Below are 17688 nucleotides of genomic sequence, written 5' to 3' on the forward strand. Positions count from 1 at the left end.
CAGTCTACAGGCTTTCAGCGATCTTGCGGAACATTTCGATATTTTCTTCGTTCACACCTTTGTCACGAAACTTGCGATCAGCTCCGGTAGTGACGATCACGACATCCCGCGCCTGATCGATATACAGGTATTGCCCGTAAACCCCACGTCCCAGAAACTCGCCTTCGTGTGCGCCGACGGGAATCCACCATTGATACCCATAGCCGATTTTTCCCGGTTCAGTGGGTGCGGTCGGAACTGTGGAGGCCTTGATCCATTCGGCGGGAACGATCTGCTGTCCGTTGTATTGCCCGTCTTGAAGGATCATCTGCCCGAATCGGGCAAAATCGCGAGTGGTAAAATTCAATCCGCCCAACACAAAGGCGGTGCCGGAACCATCGGTGATGTAATAGCCGTCATGTTCCAGCCCAAGCGGCGCGATGATCCTTTCAGCCATCAATTCGCCAATGCTGCGACCCGTTGCGCCCCGGATTACCATGCCGATGACATGGGTATCGATGGACACGTATTGCCAGGTCTCGCCCGGCTCTGCGAAGCGTTCCGTGAAGCTTGCCGTGAAATCGTCCAAAGTGCCGCCCAACGCCACCACGCGCCCCATCCGGTTGATGTCCGAGCTTTTGTCCAGATAGTCCTCATCAAACGTGACGCCGCTTGCCATATTCAGAACGTTGCGGATCGTGGTGCCGTCATAGGCGGTGTCGACCAGATCGGGCACGTATTTGGTAACCGGATCGTCGATCGAGGCAATGGCGCCTTCCTCCAGCAGAATGCCGAACAAGGCAGAGAGATAGCTTTTTGCAATTGACCAGGAAATTCGCCGGTCCTCGGCGCTGGTACCCAGATAATACTCTTCGAACCGCACCTTGCCGCCCTGCAGCACCAGCAGCGACGTCACCGCCCGTTCGTCAATCCAATTCTCCGCGCCTTGCGGCAGTTCATATTCATCGCCATGAGGCAGCTCGACAGTCGGTCCGTCGCCGCGCGGCAAAGGCGCCGTCAGAAACGCCGCATCCATATGAGAGAAATTTCCAACGATTTTTTCCTCGGAGAACAGTGAATTCACCGCCATCAGCCGCAGAATTTCTTCCCGCTTCCAAAATCCCACGACTGTAGCCGCCAGAACGAGCGCCAGCAAAACGCGGCCTAGCCATTTTCCGATATTGCGCATCTCGAATTCTCCCTCAAGTGACCATTGCATCGCCATCTTGCGCGTGAGGCAATCGCAACGTTGCGGAAGGCAGGGAACTTACCTGAACTTGTTCAGCAGCCTTTGCATCGGTGACAAAGCTTCGTCCTGCTTTTCGTCCTGCGATTCGACTTGCTGCCGTGGATCGGTCTTTGGTTTGGGTGTCGTCGACGAGCGTGGCGGTGCAGAGCGCAGAGACACCGCATTCATGAACTTGCCGCCATCTTCTTCGGCCAGATGGTGCGCCCCGTCCGATACCCCACGCAGGACGTTCTCCAACCAGTCCTGATCGGCCTTGGCAAAATCGTGCAGGACATAGCCCGACACCAGTTCCTTGCGCCCCGGATGACCGATGCCCAGACGGACGCGGTCATAGGCCGCTCCGATATGGTCATGGATCGAGCGTAGGCCATTGTGCCCTGCATGCCCGCCGCCTGCCTTGACCCGCACCTTGCCAGGGGCGAGGTCCAGTTCGTCATGCAGCACGGTCACATCTGTCGAGTCCAGCTTGTAGAAACGCATGGCCTCGCCCACCGACTGGCCCGAACGGTTCATGTAAGTTTCCGGCTTGAGCAGAATGACCTTTTCGTTGCCCAGCTGCCCCTCGGCAATCTGGCCCTGAAACTTTGACTTCCACGGCCCGAAAGCATGATCCTCGGCAATGCGATCCACCGCCATGAAACCGATATTGTGCCGGTTCCGGGCGTATTTCTGTCCCGGATTTCCCAATCCGACAAAAAGTTTCATTCCGGCACCCCACATGATTGTCGTGTTTGCCGGTCTAGATGCCCCGAAATACGTCGAGAATCCAGATCGGAAGCAGGCCAAAAGAAAACGGGGCTCCAAAGGAGCCCCGTTTCACATTCCGGATCAGTGAGTTCCGGGTTTATTCTTCGTCTTCGCCGATAACTTCAACTTTATCAGCTGCGACCTCTTCACCGTCTTCTTCGTCATCGCTCGTCGACAGACCTGTCGGGGCCGAGATGTTGGCAATCACGAAGTCACGGCTGATGGTCGGCTTGGTGCCTTCGGGCAGATCAACCGACGAAATGGTGACCACGTCGTTGATGTTCAGTCCGGACAGATCGACGGTGATCTTTTCCGGAATGTCACCGGCGGTGCACACCAGCTCCACCTCGGGGCGAACAACGGTTAGCACGCCGCCCTTCTTGATGCCGGGTGCAGCACCTTCGTTGATGAATTCGACCGGGATGAACAGGTTGATCTTGGTGGTCCGGCGCAGACGCATCAGGTCGAGGTGCGTGGGCAGGTCCTTGACAACATCGCGCTGAACGTCGCGGCAGATCACGCGTACGTCGTCGTGGCCGTCGACCTTCAGGTTGAACAGGGTCGATTTGAAGCGGCCTGCTTTCAGCATCTTCAGCAGCTTGTTGAACGGGATGTTGATCGGCAGAGGCTCTTTGTCGCCACCGAATACAATGCCCGGAACCATGCCGTCGCGGCGTGCCTGACGAGCGGCGCCCTTGCCTGTCCCCGTCCGTTCCAGAGCTTCGAGATCAGGAATCTCACCAGCCATGTTTAATCTCCAATGTTAGGGCAGGGTGCCTCCAAGGCTGTCACCCCGCATGAAGCGCTGCCCATACAGCGGATTTGCGGATTTGAAAAGGGCGATTCGGGCCGAAAGCGCCAATTGGCGGCCATTTCTCCGCCGCGATCACTCCAGGGGGCGTAAATATCCCCCGGCTTCGCGCAGTCGATCAAAAAGCGCGAAATCTCGGGCGTGTACCTTGCGCAAGCTTTGTTCGGCCTCGTCGGACAATGGCGTTGGAACAAAGGGCGAGACGTTGCGGACGGGAAATTCGATGTCTTCGTGAAACCGGTCAGAGAAAAATGTCTGAATCCGTTCGTGTTCGTCATAGTCGAACAGGTGGTGGACCGGGACGCTCTCATCTTTGAGCATCAGATAGTGGGATTGGTTGCGGATCGCGGCAAAAACGGGTTGCGGGTCTTGCGTCGTTCCAATGGCAAAGGATTCGAAGCTGATGTTCTTAAGAGTCCTTGGGTTTTCAGGGTCCGTCAACCGTGACCTATAGCGATACCAGCTTCGGATGTACTCGATTGGATCGCGCATCAAGGCCACGATTTCGGGTCGGGCACCGCTGAACTGGCGCAAAAACGGCGCGACGCTGTTTTGATATTGCGCGGCTGTCGTGTGTTTTCGCATATTTGCAAAGACAATATCGGCATGAGTTCTCAGCGCCGCCTCTATGGCGGTCGTACCGGTTTTCGGCACTGCGAGAAACACGAGGTTCTGTTTCAGATAGACTTGCAGGACGGGTTGCCTTGTATTTTTTGCCGAATATCCTGTGGTTTATCCGGATTGTCAAAACAGGGGCAGGATCGCCAATCCGTCACGCCTGCCAGCGCCCACCGAAGTCCTCGGGTATCAGCAGGTTGTGGCGCCCAAGCGCCGCTACTGATTTTTCACCGCACAGCGCCATGGTCGTGTCCAGCTCCTTCCGGATCACTTCCAGCGCGGTGCTCACCCCTTTTTGGCCCATGGCGCCCAGACCATAGACGAAAGCCCGCCCGATATAGGTACCCCTGGCCCCCAAAGCCAAAGCCTTGAGCACGTCCTGACCCGAACGGATACCACTGTCCAGATGCACTTCGATATCGCTTCCGACTGCATCCATGATTTCCGGTAGAACGCGAATCGAACTCAATGCGCCATCCAACTGGCGTCCGCCATGGTTTGATACAACTATGGCATCGGCCCCGATCTTTGCGGCCATTTTGGCATCCTCGGCATCCAAGATACCCTTAAGGATCACCTTGCCGCCCCATTGCTCCATCAGCTTCTCGACCTTGCCCCAGTCGAGGCTTGGGTCGAATTGTTCCGCAGTCCACGCACCCAGTGACGAGGTGTCGGATATGCCGTGCACATGGCCCACGATGTTGCCAAACTCGCGCCGCTTGGCGCCCAGCATCTCGATACCCCATGCCCATTTCGTCATCAGGTTCGCGATGGTTTTCGCGGTCAGTTTCGGCGGAGCTGACAGGCCGTTCTTCAGATCCTTGTGCCGCTGACCGAGAATTTGCAGATCCAGCGTGATTACCAGCGCCGAGCATTTGGCATCCTTGGCCCGCTGGATCAGACGGCGGACATAGTCCTCGTCCTTCATCGTATAAAGCTGAAACCAGAAGGGCGTGGAGGTGTATTCGGCCACGTCCTCGATCGAGTTGATCGACATGGTGGACAGGGTGAATGGTACACCGAATTCTTCCGCTGCCTTTGCCGCCTTCATCTCGCCGTCTGCATGCTGCATCCCGGTTAACCCGACCGGAGCCAGTGCAACCGGCATCGTAACGTCCTGCCCGATCATCTGTGACGCGATGGATCGGCCCGACATGTCAACCGCCACGCGCTGGCGCAGCCGGATCTGCTCGAAATCCGAGGAGTTCTCTCGGAACGTCTGCTCTGTCCAGCTGCCACTTTCGGCATAGTCATAAAACATCCGTGGCACACGGCGCTCATAGATACGTCTAAGGTCGTCGATATTGGTGATGACGGGCATCCGTCCAAACTCCCGGTGAGGTGGTAAAAAGTTTTTACCAATTTATCTCTCCGCGCGCAATACACCCATGTGCGCAGGAATGACGCAGCATAAACGGCACGAATAAACAGACACCCGGCAAGGTGTCCGTACATGATTTATCAGTCAGAAAAATGCCGTGTCAGACCGAGTGCGCCCCGTCTGCCAGCGATTTGACGAACGCCAGTACGTCAGCAACTGGCTTTCCCGCCCCGATCTGGCCGACGATGGCAGAGCCCACAACTGCGCCATCCGCAATAGATGCGATTGCACGCGATTTTTCCGGCGTATTGATGCCAAAGCCGACGATAACCGGCAGGCCGGTCGCCGACTTGATCCGTGCCACTTCGGGGCCAACATCGCCAGCCTCGGCCTCGGCGGCACCGGTGATGCCTGTAATCGAAACGTAATAGACGAAACCGGAGGTGTTCTGCAGCACACGCGGCAGGCGCTTGTCGTCCGTGGTGGGGGTCGCAAGCCGAATGAAATTCAAACCGGCTTTTTGCGCGGGAATGCACAGCTCGTCATCTTCCTCGGGCGGAAGGTCCACGACGATCAGGCCGTCGATCCCGGCAGACCTGGCTTTTTCCAGAAAGGCATCGACGCCGCAACTGTAGATCGGATTGTAATAACCCATCAGCACGATCGGCGTCGTATCGTCGGTTTCGCGAAAACTGCGCGCCAGCTCCAGCGTCTTGTCCAGCGTCATGCCGCCGTCCAGCGCCCGCTGACCAGCTGCCTGAATGGTCGGTCCGTCCGCCATTGGATCGGTAAAGGGAAGTCCCAGTTCGATCACATCGACGCCCGCACCCGGCAGCCCCTTGACCACCTGCAGCGAGGTTTCATAGTCGGGATCACCCGCCATGATATAGGCGACAAAGGCTTTCTTGCCCTCGGCTTTCAGGGCAGCGAATTTGGCGTCGATACGGGTCATCGGAAGTCCTTGCACTCGGGTTTCGACCTGATGTGCAGAAACTTGGTGGGAAAATCAATCCCGCCTTGGCCCGGAACGCCTAGAAAGATTTGTGAAACCGGATCAGGGCCGAGTTCACACCGGGATTGAAGTCGTTGGTACTGGCATTCGATTTGTGTGTGATGGCCAACGACAACCGATTGCCACTGTCAAAGCGGTAACCGACCGCAAACAGACTACGGATCTGGAATTCACCGCCCAGATCATTCAACTCGTCGGATTCCGAGAAGAATCCGGGCATCACGCTGCCTTCCAGAAACCAGTTGCTGTCGAAATCATAGATACCGTAAAGACCCACGCCGACATGAACATCGCCGTTTTCGTGAACCGACAACGCACCGCCCCAGCCCGCACCGAAATGCGTGGCTTGGTGAAAGGGTTTATGTTGATATTCTAAAGAGATTACACCCTGATCCAGGGATCGGCTGTCGGAAAAATCTGCATAACCGGCGCCAAATATCACAGATTGGGCCTGTGCCGCGCCAGCGCCGACGACCAGGAAGATTGAGACAACAAGAGATTTCATCCGCGTGTTCCGCTACTTATTACCTGTTTAAAGGTTAACTGATCATTACACCCTGTCAATTTCAATGTTCAAGGATGCACAATGCTTTCGCAACGTGTTGACCTGTCAAAACCCACACGCAATTTCTATCTGTGAATGTCAGCTTGCGCATTGTCCAGGACCCGCCTAAAAGCGCCCGTCGAATGGCATCAGGAGGCCGGTATGGGCTTTAAAATGGGAATCGTGGGGCTGCCCAACGTGGGCAAGTCGACCCTGTTCAACGCGCTGACGAAAACGGCTGCGGCGCAGGCGGCGAACTTCCCGTTCTGCACCATCGAACCCAATGTGGGCGATGTGGCGGTGCCGGATGACCGCCTGGACAATCTGGCGGCCATTGCCAAGTCGCGTCAGATCATCCCGACCCGGATGACCTTTGTCGACATTGCCGGTCTGGTGAAAGGCGCGTCGAAGGGCGAAGGGTTGGGCAACCAGTTTCTGGCCAACATTCGTGAAACCGACGCCATTGCCCATGTGCTGCGCTGCTTCGAAGATGGCGACGTGACCCATGTGGATGGCCGGGTCGACCCTGTGGCCGATGCCGAGACCATCGAAACCGAACTGATGCTGGCCGATCTCGAAAGCATCGAAAAACGACGTGCCAACCTGGTGCGCAAGCTCAAGGGCAACGACAAGGAAGCCCAGCAGCAGGATCGCCTGTTGGCAGCCGCGCAAGCGATGCTCGAAGACGGCAGGCCCGCCCGTATGGTCGAGGTCAGCGACGAAGACGCCAAGGCGTGGAAAACGCTGCAATTGCTGACCACCAAGCCGGTGCTTTATGTCTGCAACGTGTCCGAGGAAGAGGCCGCCGAAGGCAACGACTATTCACGAGCTGTGGCTGAAATGGCCGCGGCGCAAGGCAATGCGCATGTGATCATCTCGGCCAAGATCGAAGAAGAGATCAGCCTGCTGGAACCGGACGAGGCGGAAATGTTCCTGTCTGAGATGGGCCTGTCCGAGCCGGGTCTCGACCGCCTGATCCGCGCCGGATATGACCTGCTCAAGCTGGAAACCTATTTCACCGTCGGCCCGAAAGAGGCCCGCGCATGGACCATCCGAAAAGGTACCGCAGCGCCGCAGGCTGCCGGGGTCATTCATGGCGATTTCGAAAAAGGGTTCATCCGCGCCGAGACCATCGCTTTTGACGACTATATCGCCTGCAACGGCGAAACTGGCGCCAAGGATGCGGGCAAAATGCGGGCCGAGGGCAAGGGGTACATCGTCAAGGATGGCGATGTAATGCATTTCCTGTTCAATACCTAGACAAGAAACTGACGGACACTACCGCCACAATTCGCCTCGGCGCGGCGGGTTGCGGGTAGTTCTTGGCACTGACGCAAACTGTTTGACGACAGCGATTGGGACCAAACCAATGCGCTCCGGGCAGATTTGTGCTAGATAGTCAAATGTGACTTTGGATCAGATTATGAGGTCGGCAGTGACCATCAGGCGAGTAAAGCCGCGCTATTTTTTCATAGCGTTGGTGCCGGTGTGCATCTTTTTGATCAACAAGCTGATCACTGGTCAGTTGATGGCCACCGATTTGAACGTGCCGTCAAATATCCTGCAGGATGACCGCCCCTGGCTGGAGGGAGTAGGGCGATTCAGATTCCTCGCCACTTCTTGGTTCTTCGCATCCCTCGCAGTGCTTGCCGTGTCAATACTGGTCCGCACTCTGGCGCGCCCGACAGCGAGAGAGACAAGGATTTTGGCCGCAGGAACGGTTTTCGTCATATTCTTGTTGGCCATCATTCCACCCATTCAGCAAAACATGTCGCCTGACACGCCACGGGCCTACTACCGCCTTGGCGCCGCGTTTTTCGAAACGGCCTTGTCGCGAGGCACGCTGCCAGCGTGTCTGGAACCGGATGACAAATGGCTGCTCGGGCGGTGTGGCGAAGTACCGGTCATTTCCTTGTTCAATCGCGTGTTGGACATAATAACCGCACTTGCCGGTCTTGCGGTGGGTGCTCTGATCGTTGGAATGATCCTGTGCCTCGACACCTGCGAGGCCGACGACCTGGAACAGGAGGCTGCGCGGCTGGCCAAAAACATGCTTCAGATGCGGCATCAGCTGTACCTGTCCAGTTTGGTACTGACGTTCGGAATGCTTTTTGCAACCAGTTGGATGCATTGGCCGCTTCCGATGGTCGCAGATTCACACAGGGCGGCCTACGGGTCGGTGGTGTTGGCCTCGTCGCTGTTCACCGGAACCTATTTTTCCTTGCTTCTTCTCAGTTTCTACTTGCCCGTGGCCCTGATCTTGGATGGCTGGGTCAAGACCCTGACCGATAAGGCGGACCATTGTTCCAAGAGCGGAGAACAGCTCGATTTCGACGCCTGGAAAACGTCGCATGGACTGAAAGTGGGACTCAGCGAGCACTTGCGTTCGGGCTTTGCTTTGACCGCGCCAATTGTTGCAGCCTTTGCGGGTGGGATTTTTCCGGTGTCTCTGTGAAGTCTGACTAACGGCAAGCTTGGGGGTGTTTCTTTTGCCGCTCGATGGCGCATCCAAGTTCGAGCTTTGGACAATTGTGCCGGACGTTTCGAGGTGCGCCAAATCAACACTATGCTTGACGCACGCCCCAAAACTATTGGTATGCTAACAAACACCGGCCTATCGCAAGGGAGGAAGCGATGTCTGCCAAACTCGTCATCAGGAACATTGGCCTTATCCTGTCCGGCAAGATGGAGCACCCGATCTATGACGGCGACTGTCTGATCGCGGTCGACGGTAAAATCGCCGATTGGGGGTATGAGGCCGATCTCGATACCGAAGGCGCGGATACCGAAATCGATGCACATGGCGTGACGCTTGCACCGGGTCTGATCGACAGTCATGTGCACCCGGTCGTGGGTGACTATACCCCGCGCCAGCAACAGCTTCACTGGATCGACTCGACGTTGCATGGCGGGGTGACAACGCTGATCTCGGCGGGCGAGGTGCATATGCCGGGTCGGCCCAAGGATATCGTTGGCCTCAAGGCGATGGCGATTGCCTCGCAGCGCTGGTACGAGAATTTTCGTCCCTCGGGTGTCAAGGTGCACGCGGGCGCGCCGGTGATTGAACACGGCATGGTCGAACAGGATTTCAAGGAGATGGCGGACGCCGGCGTCAAACTGTTGGGTGAGGTGGGTCTGGGCACCGTCAAGGACGGTAAGACCGCCAGACAGATGGTCGACTGGGCGCGGAAATACGGCATCCAGTCCACGATCCATACCGGGGGGCCGTCGATCCCCGGCTCAGGCCTGATCGACGCGGATATGGTGTTGGAAACCGGAACGGACGTGATCGGACACATCAATGGCGGGCATTCCGCGCTGCCGGATGATCAGATCATGTGTTTGTGTGAAAACTGTACTGCAGGTCTTGAGATTGTACACAACGGCAATGAACGTGCTGCTTTGCTCACGCTCAACACGGCGCGTGAACTCAGGCAGATGGACCGGATCATTCTGGGCACCGACGGTCCTGCCGGATCGGGCGTCCAGCCGTTGGGAATTCTGCGCATGGTGGCGATGCTGTCGTCATTGGGCGACGTTCCGGCCGAAATCGCTTTCTGCTTTGCCAATGGCAATACGGCCCGCCAGCGTGAGCTGGACACTGGGTTGATTGAACGCGGCTATTGTGCGGATTTCGTGCTGATGGATCAGGCGCAGCACGCGCCGGGCAAGACCATCCTTGAATCGGTTCAACTGGGCAATTTGCCCGGCGTGGGCATGACCATCATTGATGGTGTCGTCCGTTCAGAGCGCAGCCGCAATACGCCGCCGGCAACACGACTGCCGCAAGTTTTAGCCTGATTTCAGGCGATCTTGCGCAGCAGCCTGTTGAGGCTTCGCTGCTCGGAGGCAGTGAGCGGGGCCAATGTTTCGGCGGTGATCCGGCGGCCCACTTTTTGCATCCGTTCAACCAGAGCCGCGCCAACTGGAGATAGCGAAATAAGTGTACGCCGTTTGTCGGCAGGGTCGGGTTCGGTAAGCGTCAGGCCCTTGTCGCGTAACCGGTCCACGACACCCTTGATCGTCGCAACATCCATGGCCGCCAGACGTCCAAGGTGGTTCTGCGAGCACTTGCCCTTTTCCGAGATCCGCACCAGCGCCGCGAACTGCGTGGCGGTCAGCCCCTCGATCGTGTGGGCCTGAAAGATCGCCGCGTGACGCTGACTGGCCAGGCGCAGCAAATAGCCGACCTGATCGTCCAGAACATATGCCGTGCCGTCTGTTGCCATTTCACTTCTGCACTGGGTGCCGCCGGGTTCAATTCGTGCCGGTTCCAATATTCTTTCTAACGGTTTAACGCAACCCGTCCTTGCCTTCGGCCTCGCCTGCCGTCAACCCGCCAACGCGGGGCAGGGGGCGGCCGCTGTCGGTGACGGCGACGGCCACCATGATTTCGTTGGCACGAGGGGCGTCGTTCAGCCGGACCTCGATACCGTCGAAATGACTGCGGACATAGGCGGCGTCCTTGTGGCCCAGCGGCACGTCCAGCACTTGGCCCGGGCTGCCCATCTTTTTGGAGGATGGCACCAGCGCCGCACCCTTTTCGACCTCCTTGCGCAGGGGCGCGCCAAGCTTGGGATGCAGGATCGCGGCGGCATGTTCCAGCTCGCCATTCTCGCCAACCATCGCAGATTTTCCATAACTTTCAGCCTGTTGCGGGGCAATCCCCAGCGCCTCGACACAGCGGCGGCCCAGCAGTTCACCCAGTTCCGCGCCGGCTTCGATCAACTCGCTCAGGTCTTCCACGTAACGTCCGGCAAAGGGGTTTTCGATCACCGCGACGGCGACAGCCTTGCGTGTTGGTGGATTGATACCGCGCCCGGATTCAATGTGGGTTTCTTCGACATTTACGGCAATTTTGCGGATTTTTGTCATCTCAATCCATCCTCTCCCTTGATCTGCCAGGCTTCCAGCCCGCCTGAGCGGGAATGAATGCGCGGGCCGGTTGTCATTACCAGCGCAAAAGCCATCTCGTCGGCGCGTGGGGCGTCGTTGCAGCCGACCTCCATACTGTCGAAATGGCTGCGCACATAGGCGGCGTTGATATGGGTGATCGGGACATCGAGTCTTGCGCCTAACCCACTGACTTTCTTGGAAGAAGGGACGATTGCGTTGGCCTTCCCAAGCAGCTGGCGCATTGCATAGCCGCCAGGGGCGTGCCAGAGCGCGCCGTGTTCCAACTCGCCACCTTCGCCGATCAGCGAACCCTTGCCGTATCCTTCGACATTCCCGGGCCCGCCCAGCATGTCGATCAGCTTTTGCGCCATTTGCAGTCCGAGGGGTTTGAGATCTTCCATAAATCCTTGAATATCAGTTACATAACGCCCCGCAAACGGGTTCCTGATGATCGCCAGAACCGAGGCGCGGCGCAGCGGTGTGTCCGAGGCCGGGCCGCCTTCGTGATAGATTTCCTCCAATGAGGATACGGTTTTCCGCAATTCAACTTTATGCAATTTCCAGAACCTCCTGCCGGGTTGCCGAGACCATTCCACAACTGCCCACCAGACGGGACTGATCGCGCAGGGTCAGGTGTGCGGCGCGCAACTTGTCCGTTTTGTACATGGTTTCAGCCACCTGTTGTCCGTTTTGTACAGCCTGGCAGACCTCGTTTTCGCTCAAATCGCCGCAGCCTGTCACCACCAAACGGTCACCCAGATCGCTGTCATCCTGCACCTGATTGGCGGGAACCCGACGGATGGCCGGGTGACCGGGCAGGTCAACCGCGTTGGCGATGAGGGTCGCTGCGACATCCGCCGAGGCCGCGTTGCGGGCGAGGACGGTGACGCTGTCGGCGATGCCGAAGGAAAGGCTGCGCCCACCGAGGCCCGAGGTGGCGAGACCGCCAATGCCATCAGACGCGTGAACGGTGATGCGGCCAAGGTTGCGCCCGTGCAGATCCTGCATCGCCATCGAAAAGCGCTCGTCTCCGGCCAGATGTATGGCGATGTCGCCGCCATTGTTGACATAGGCGCGGCGCAGGTCGGCGGCGGACAGCATCGCGCCCAGTACTTCGTCGGCGACGGCCCCGGCGACCGCGGCCATGCGGGTGACAAAACGGGCGCAGTGGGGAAGGGTCGCGGCATGCATCCTGCGGGCGGTTGGCCCCGAGGGTCCGGGCCTGTCCGGTGTCATGGGCGCACGCAGTGTTTCCAGTTCGTCCACCAGTTCCTGAAGAATGGTGTCGAACCGGGCGCGGGCGGCATCAAAGGCGCGGTCGCGTTCGCCGTCCGCGCCGATGATCAGGTCGATGGGGCCGTGCTGCAGGTGCAGCCGGGTTCCGCAGGGGAGTATGGCGGCAACCGGCCCCATGTCAGCGCGCCCACCGGAAATGCTTGCGGTCGGTCGGGTCGGTGTGATGTTCGTCGGGCGGCAGGACGCGGGCGTTTTCGGAGACGACCTGAGCGACCGGTTTCACCTCGCCCATATGCCCGCCAAGTGCGGCATAGTCGCTGATCCGCATGGTGAACTCGATGGGCGCGACCAAAGCGGGTGTCGGCACATAGCCGAAGGATTGCGTCGGCATGTCCAGCACGTCGACCATCACGGTGATGCCGCCACCGGGCCAGACATAGCTTTCGGCGCCGCCGCAGGTAACAAAGGCCAGCGCGTCCTTGACCGACTTGGTCAGGCGCACCGGGTTTTCGGTGACGCCGGCGCGCAGCGACCCGCCCGCGCCGCCCATGAACAGCACCGAACAGACCGAGGGTTCGCAGTTTTCGGCAATCAGGTCGGCCGAAGCTTTCAGCCGGTCGGGGATTTGCACCGGTTGCGGGGTGAGCGTGTCGTCAAGCTCGAAATAGGCATATTGCTCGCCCGTGGTGGACACCATCAGCAGGCGCAGGCCGGGCCAGGCGACCTCGGGCTTGAACTCGCCCAGGATCACCAGCGGGTCGGTGATGTCGGTGCCGCCCCAGCCGGTGCCGGGCTCGGCCACCTGGAAATAGCGGCCCGGTGTCGAGCGACGACCCTTGATGCGGATGCCCGTGTGCGGCACGTCAAGCATCCGGCCTGCCTGATGTTCGCTGAGCACGCCGGTGATGTGATCGTCGACCACGACCACTTCGTCCACATGGCCCGTCCATTGCTTGGCGAACATGCCGATGGCGGCAGAACCGCAACCGACGCGCATCAGCTTTTCCTCGACCCCGTTGATGATGGGGGCTTTGCCGGCCTGAACCACAACGGTGGTTTCGTGACCCGGCTCGCCGATGACCATTTCCACCGCTTCGCGATTGCAGAGCTTCAGGAGGGCATCGCAGGTCACGCGGCCCTCTTTCTTGGAGCCGCCAGTCAGGTGTTCGACTCCGCCCAGAGACAGCATCTTGGAGCCGTATTCGCTGGTCATCACATGGCCGATGGGTTCGCCGTCGACCCGCACCACATCGCGTTCGTGGCCGATATGGCGGTCGGTGTCGATCTTCACCTTGACCCCGCAATAGGAGAAGATGCCTTCGGTCACCACGGTGACCATGTCGACGCCTTCGACCTGCTGGCTGACGATGAAAGGGGCGGGTTTGTAGTCGGGATAGGTGGTGCCCGCGCCCACGGCGGTGACAAAGGGGCGGTGACCCTGCAGGATGTCGCCATCCCAGTCGCCGGGGGTGCCGCCCTCCATGAAGGGCACCAGTTTCTGGTTGGTGTGTTCGATCACGGTCAGCGCGTCGAGGCGCACCAGCTCGCCGCCGTGGTTGGCATAGCGGTCGCAGGCGCCCGAACGCCCGTCGGCGATGTAGCAGAGTACCGGGCAGGCGTCGCAGCGGATTTTCTCGGGTTTGACGCGTTCAGTGGCCATTGGCGTGGTCTTTCAATGCTTCGCGCAGGCGCGATGGCGTGGCGGGCCCCTGATAGAGGCGCACCCCGCAGGCATCCTTGATCGCGTTCAGGATTGCGGGCGCGGTGGGGATCAGGGCGTGTTCGCCCAGCCCCTTGGCACCATAGGGGCCGTGCGCGTCAGGTTCTTCGATGATCAGGGTTTCGACCGGGGGCATGTCGCCGATCGTGGGGATCAGGTAGTCGTGCAGGTTCTCGGTGCGGCCGGGAATGTATTCTTCCATCAGGGCCATGCCCAAACCCTGTGCGATGCCGCCTTCGACCTGACCCTCGACCATCATCGGGTTGATGGCGCGGCCCACGTCATGCGCGGCGGTGAAGCGCAGAGGTTTGACGGTGCCCATCCGGGTGTCGACCTCGACCACCACCAGATGCGCGGCATAGCCGAATTGGGCATAGGGGATGCCCTGGCCGTTTTCGTCAAGCGGTTTGGTGGGCGGATCATAGGTCTCTTCGGCGCGCAGGACGTAACCTTGGGCATCGGCAGGCAGGGGGGCGAGATCGATCTCGTGGGTGCGGTCGCCGTCGGTGATCTGCAGGGTCGGGCCGGTGAGGGTCAGTTCTGCCTCGGGGCTGGCGTTGACGCGCGACAGGATTTCCGCGCGCAGGGCTTCGCCCGCCAGCTGCGCGGCCTTGCCGGTGACGTAGGTCTGGCGCGAGGCCGAGGTTTTGCCGGCGTCGGGCGTGACGTCGGTGTCGGGGCCGACAAGGGTCAGCTGCGTGGTGGGCAGGCCAAGCGCGGTGGCGAAGATCTGGGCGATGACGGTGTTTGCGCCCTGCCCGATATCGGCCGCGCCCTGATGCAGAACCAGCGTGCCGTCGGCGCGGATGCCGCCCTTGATGGTCGAGGGGTTGGGCAGCGAGGTGTTGCCGCAGCCGTACCACCCGGCGGCGATGCCGACACCGCGTTTGAGGGTCCGGTTTTCGGCGTTGAAGGCGGTGGCCTGTTCGCGTTCGGTTTTCCACGCGGGCCGCAGCGCTTGGAGGCAGGGACGGATGCCGACGCCCTGATCGAAGACCTGACCGCAGATTGTCGGTACGCCGTTTTCCAGCGCGTTCGAGATGCGGAATTCCAGCCGGTCGATGCCCAGCCTGTCGGCCAGTTCGTCGAACAGGCTTTCCTGTGCCAGCGCCGATTGAGGAACCCCGAAGCCGCGGAAGGCGCCGGAGGGGGCGCAGTGGGTGTGGATGCCCTTGGCCTCGGCCCGGTAGTCGGTGAACCGGTAGGGGCCGGAGGCGTGGACAGGCACGCGGTTGGCGACGGTCGGCCCCCAGCTGGAATAGGCGCCGGTGTTGAAAAGACCGTCAAAGGTCATGCCGCACAGCTTGCCATCCTTGGTGGCGCCGATGCGCAGGCGCATGTCCGAGGGGTGGCGCTTGGTGGTCGATTGCATCGACTCGGTGCGGGAATAGGTCAGGCGCACCGGCTGGCCGGTCTTGAGGGCGGCGATGGCGAGATAGGGCTGCACCGAGATATCCAGCTTGGCCCCGAACCCGCCGCCGGTGGCGGTGGGAACGATGCGGATCTGGTCGCGCTCCATGGCGAGGATGTCGGCAAGGCTTTCGAGATCCATCACCGGGGCCTGGGTGCAGGCGTGGACATGCACGCGCCCGTCCACGACATGGGCAAACCCGGCCTCGGGTTCGATATAGGCGTGTTCGACAAAACCCGAGCGGAAGCGGCCCTGGACCACGATATCGGCGCGGGCCAGCGCCGCCTCGGCATCGCCATGTCTGACGAAGCCCGAGGTCATGACATTGCCCGCGCGGTCAGGGTGCAGCAGGGGGGCGCCCCTGGCCATCGCCTCGGCCATGCCCGTGGTCGCGGGCAGTTCCGTCCACGTGACCGGGAAGCTGCGCGGATCGAAGGCGGCGATGGTGTCGGGTGTTCCGACGATGGCGGCCACGGCCTCGCCCCGGAACCGGGTCTCGCCGGTGGCGAAGACGGGCTGGTCGACAAAGCCCGGAATGGTGCCGAAGAGGTTGCGCCCCGGCACATCCGCCGCCGTCAGCACCGCGGCGATGCCCGGAGTGGCGGCAAAGGCGTCGAGGTCGCCAAATTCGAAGGCGTCACGGTGATGGGGAGAGCGGATCACGTACAGTTCGAGCGTGCCCGCCGGGGCCACATCGTCGCCGAAGGCTTCGGTGCCCGCGACCTTGGGCAGCCCGTCGAGGCGGGGGATGGCCGCGCCGATATGGTCGTCGTGGTATTCGCGCCTGATCGGCTCACGATAGGTCTGCACCACCGCATCGATGATCTTGCGATAGCCGGTGCAGCGGCACAGGACACCGCCGAGCGCATCCTTGACCTCGTTCTCTTCCGGGCGCAGGTCGCGGCGCAGAAGGGCGGTGGCCGAGACCAGCATGCCGGGTGTGCAGATACCGCACTGCGCCGCGCCGTGGGCGTGGAAGCTGTCGGCAAGGCGCTGGGTTACCGGCTCGTTCCGGGTCAGGCCGGTGAGGGTTTCGACCGTTTGTCCCGCCGCCTGATGCGTGGGCGTGAGGCAGGCACAGACGGCCTCGCCATCGACAAGCACGGTGCAGGCCCCGCAATCGCCGGCGTTGCAGCCGATCTTGACGTCGCGTGCCGACAGGCGTTCGCGCAGTGTCTCGGACAGGCGTTCCCCCAGGCGGGGGCGCACGGCAACGGATTCGCCGTTCAGCCTGAACTGGATCAGTGCGTCATCAACCCGACCGTCCATCGGAACCTCCGGCCTTGTGAATTGCGCGCAGGATCTGTTCGGCCACCGCATCCGCGCGATAGGCTGCGCTGCCGCGGATGTCGTCGATCGGGGTGAGCGGGGCGAGGTGGGCGTCGCGCACATCCACCTCGGCAATCGTCTTGCCGGTCAACTCCTGTTCCAGTGCGGTCAGGCGCTGCGCCACGGGCGAGCAGGCGCCGACCGCGATGCGGGCCTCGGCAATCCTGTTGTCGTCATCCAGCGCGATCAGGGCCGCGGTCATGGTGATCGAGATCACCAGATAGCGCCGCGCGCCCAGCTTTTCAAAGCTGCCGGTGGCGTTGTCGGGCGGGGCGGGGATCAGCACCGCCGTCACCATCTCGCCCGGTTCGAGCGCGGTTGCGCGGACACCGGTGATGAAGTCGGACAGGGGCAGGCTGCGGGTCGCCCGGATCGAGGTGATCTCGACCTGCGCGTCGAGCGTCAGCAGGGGTGGCACGCCGTCGGCGGCAGGTGAAGCGTTGCAGAGGTTGCCCGCGACGGTTCCGGCGTTCTGAATCTGGATGCTGCCCACCTCGCGCGCGGCCGCCTGCAGGCCGGCAAAGGCGGGGGGCAGTTGCAAGCGGGTGATATCGCTCCACCGTGTGGCCGCGCCGATGCGCCAGTGGCCATCTTCGCGCCGGATGCCGCGCAGGCCCCCGATGCGGGTGATGTCGAGAAGGTCGGTCTGCAACGCGCCCTGCGGCTTGGACGGATAGAAATCGGTGCCGCCCGCAACGATTCTGGCCCCGCCAGCGGCCAGGGCATCAAGTGCTTCGCTAAGTTCAGTCGGTGCGAGATACCTCAAACAGCCGCCCCTCCCCGGATGCCCATTCTTGTTTGTGTACGAATGATAT

The 17688-nt window shown here is 60.5% G+C and carries 17 protein-coding genes; 3 read left to right on the forward strand and 14 right to left on the reverse strand.

Annotation, left to right across the window (positions count from 1 at the left end; translation table 11 throughout):
• Nucleotides 1-4 precede the first annotated feature (4 nt).
• The 7 genes from AC2FLX_RS01595 to AC2FLX_RS01625 all read right to left on the reverse strand — a co-directional run bounded on the left by AC2FLX_RS01595 (nt 5) and on the right by AC2FLX_RS01625 (nt 6242).
• Entirely contained in the window at nt 5-1168 is a 1164-nt protein-coding gene (locus AC2FLX_RS01595; protein WP_480747883.1) for a serine hydrolase domain-containing protein, read from the reverse strand.
• Between the two features lie 78 nt (nt 1169-1246).
• Nucleotides 1247-1933, reverse strand: coding sequence for an aminoacyl-tRNA hydrolase (pth, locus tag AC2FLX_RS01600; RefSeq protein ID WP_496811130.1), 687 nt, complete (start codon nt 1931-1933; stop codon nt 1247-1249).
• 139 nt (nt 1934-2072) lie between these two features.
• Nucleotides 2073-2723: a 50S ribosomal protein L25/general stress protein Ctc gene (locus tag AC2FLX_RS01605; protein WP_496745642.1), complete on the reverse strand. Its 651-nt coding sequence runs from the start codon at nt 2721-2723 to the stop codon at nt 2073-2075.
• Nucleotides 2724-2861: 138 nt separating this feature from the next.
• On the reverse strand, nt 2862-3452 hold the full coding sequence (locus AC2FLX_RS01610) for a hypothetical protein (RefSeq protein WP_480747880.1): 591 nt from the start codon (nt 3450-3452) through the stop codon (nt 2862-2864).
• 106 nt (nt 3453-3558) lie between these two features.
• Nucleotides 3559-4725, reverse strand: coding sequence for an alpha-hydroxy acid oxidase (locus AC2FLX_RS01615; RefSeq protein ID WP_480747879.1), 1167 nt, complete (start codon nt 4723-4725; stop codon nt 3559-3561).
• Nucleotides 4726-4885: 160 nt separating this feature from the next.
• Nucleotides 4886-5677, reverse strand: coding sequence for a tryptophan synthase subunit alpha (gene trpA / locus AC2FLX_RS01620; protein WP_496811129.1), 792 nt, complete (start codon nt 5675-5677; stop codon nt 4886-4888).
• Nucleotides 5678-5756: 79 nt separating this feature from the next.
• Nucleotides 5757-6242: an acyloxyacyl hydrolase gene (locus AC2FLX_RS01625; protein WP_480747877.1), complete on the reverse strand. Its 486-nt coding sequence runs from the start codon at nt 6240-6242 to the stop codon at nt 5757-5759.
• 201 nt (nt 6243-6443) lie between these two features.
• Between AC2FLX_RS01625 and ychF the strand changes: the two genes are divergently transcribed.
• The 3 genes from ychF (at nt 6444) to AC2FLX_RS01640 (ending at nt 10082) form a co-directional block, all read left to right on the forward strand.
• A complete protein-coding gene (ychF, locus tag AC2FLX_RS01630) occupies nt 6444-7541 on the forward strand; it encodes a redox-regulated ATPase YchF (protein WP_480747876.1) in 1098 nt (365 codons plus the stop codon).
• 175 nt (nt 7542-7716) lie between these two features.
• On the forward strand, nt 7717-8736 hold the full coding sequence (locus AC2FLX_RS01635) for a hypothetical protein (protein ID WP_480747875.1): 1020 nt from the start codon (nt 7717-7719) through the stop codon (nt 8734-8736).
• A 179-nt stretch (nt 8737-8915) separates the two neighbouring features.
• A complete protein-coding gene (locus tag AC2FLX_RS01640) occupies nt 8916-10082 on the forward strand; it encodes an amidohydrolase family protein (RefSeq protein WP_480747874.1) in 1167 nt (388 codons plus the stop codon).
• Nucleotides 10083-10084: 2 nt separating this feature from the next.
• Here AC2FLX_RS01640 and AC2FLX_RS01645 read toward each other — a convergent pair whose 3' ends face one another.
• The 7 genes from AC2FLX_RS01645 to AC2FLX_RS01675 form a co-directional block, all read right to left on the reverse strand.
• Complete coding sequence (locus AC2FLX_RS01645; protein ID WP_496811128.1) at nt 10085-10510, reverse strand: MarR family winged helix-turn-helix transcriptional regulator; 426 nt, start codon at nt 10508-10510, stop codon at nt 10085-10087.
• Nucleotides 10511-10574: 64 nt separating this feature from the next.
• Nucleotides 10575-11156, reverse strand: coding sequence for an amino acid synthesis family protein (locus AC2FLX_RS01650; protein WP_496811127.1), 582 nt, complete (start codon nt 11154-11156; stop codon nt 10575-10577).
• Entirely contained in the window at nt 11153-11734 is a 582-nt protein-coding gene (locus AC2FLX_RS01655) for an amino acid synthesis family protein (RefSeq protein WP_496748326.1), read from the reverse strand. The genes AC2FLX_RS01650 and AC2FLX_RS01655 overlap by 4 nt, the downstream gene beginning before the upstream one ends.
• Entirely contained in the window at nt 11727-12590 is an 864-nt protein-coding gene (locus tag AC2FLX_RS01660; protein WP_496811126.1) for a UPF0280 family protein, read from the reverse strand. The genes AC2FLX_RS01655 and AC2FLX_RS01660 overlap by 8 nt, the downstream gene beginning before the upstream one ends.
• A gap of 1 nt (nt 12591) precedes the next feature.
• Nucleotides 12592-14073: a 6-hydroxynicotinate reductase gene (locus AC2FLX_RS01665; protein WP_496811125.1), complete on the reverse strand. Its 1482-nt coding sequence runs from the start codon at nt 14071-14073 to the stop codon at nt 12592-12594.
• Entirely contained in the window at nt 14063-16813 is a 2751-nt protein-coding gene (locus tag AC2FLX_RS01670; protein WP_496811124.1) for a molybdopterin-dependent oxidoreductase, read from the reverse strand. Before AC2FLX_RS01670 ends, AC2FLX_RS01665 begins: the two co-directional genes overlap by 11 nt.
• Nucleotides 16797-17639, reverse strand: a complete 843-nt coding sequence (locus AC2FLX_RS01675) for an FAD binding domain-containing protein (RefSeq protein WP_480747868.1) — start codon at nt 17637-17639, stop codon at nt 16797-16799. Before AC2FLX_RS01675 ends, AC2FLX_RS01670 begins: the two co-directional genes overlap by 17 nt.
• Nucleotides 17640-17688 lie beyond the last annotated feature (49 nt).

This window comes from Ruegeria sp. YKSF57, from assembly GCF_059612585.1.

Excerpts from the sequence above, each read along its gene's own strand:
- trpA (WP_496811129.1), bottom strand. The coding sequence starts at position 5,677 with ATGACCCGTATCGACGCCAAATTCGCTGCCCTGAAAGCCGAGGGCAAG.
- AC2FLX_RS01670 (WP_496811124.1), bottom strand. The coding sequence starts at position 16,813 with ATGGACGGTCGGGTTGATGACGCACTGATCCAGTTCAGGCTGAACGGC.
- pth (WP_496811130.1), bottom strand. The coding sequence starts at position 1,933 with ATGAAACTTTTTGTCGGATTGGGAAATCCGGGACAGAAATACGCCCGG.
- AC2FLX_RS01665 (WP_496811125.1), bottom strand. The coding sequence starts at position 14,073 with ATGGCCACTGAACGCGTCAAACCCGAGAAAATCCGCTGCGACGCCTGC.
- AC2FLX_RS01650 (WP_496811127.1), bottom strand. The coding sequence starts at position 11,156 with ATGACAAAAATCCGCAAAATTGCCGTAAATGTCGAAGAAACCCACATT.
- AC2FLX_RS01615 (WP_480747879.1), bottom strand. The coding sequence starts at position 4,725 with ATGCCCGTCATCACCAATATCGACGACCTTAGACGTATCTATGAGCGC.
- AC2FLX_RS01625 (WP_480747877.1), bottom strand. The coding sequence starts at position 6,242 with ATGAAATCTCTTGTTGTCTCAATCTTCCTGGTCGTCGGCGCTGGCGCG.
- AC2FLX_RS01645 (WP_496811128.1), bottom strand. The coding sequence starts at position 10,510 with ATGGCAACAGACGGCACGGCATATGTTCTGGACGATCAGGTCGGCTAT.
- AC2FLX_RS01660 (WP_496811126.1), bottom strand. The coding sequence starts at position 12,590 with ATGGGGCCGGTTGCCGCCATACTCCCCTGCGGAACCCGGCTGCACCTG.
- ychF (WP_480747876.1), top strand. The coding sequence starts at position 6,444 with ATGGGCTTTAAAATGGGAATCGTGGGGCTGCCCAACGTGGGCAAGTCG.
- AC2FLX_RS01640 (WP_480747874.1), top strand. The coding sequence starts at position 8,916 with ATGTCTGCCAAACTCGTCATCAGGAACATTGGCCTTATCCTGTCCGGC.
- AC2FLX_RS01605 (WP_496745642.1), bottom strand. The coding sequence starts at position 2,723 with ATGGCTGGTGAGATTCCTGATCTCGAAGCTCTGGAACGGACGGGGACA.
- AC2FLX_RS01595 (WP_480747883.1), bottom strand. The coding sequence starts at position 1,168 with ATGCGCAATATCGGAAAATGGCTAGGCCGCGTTTTGCTGGCGCTCGTT.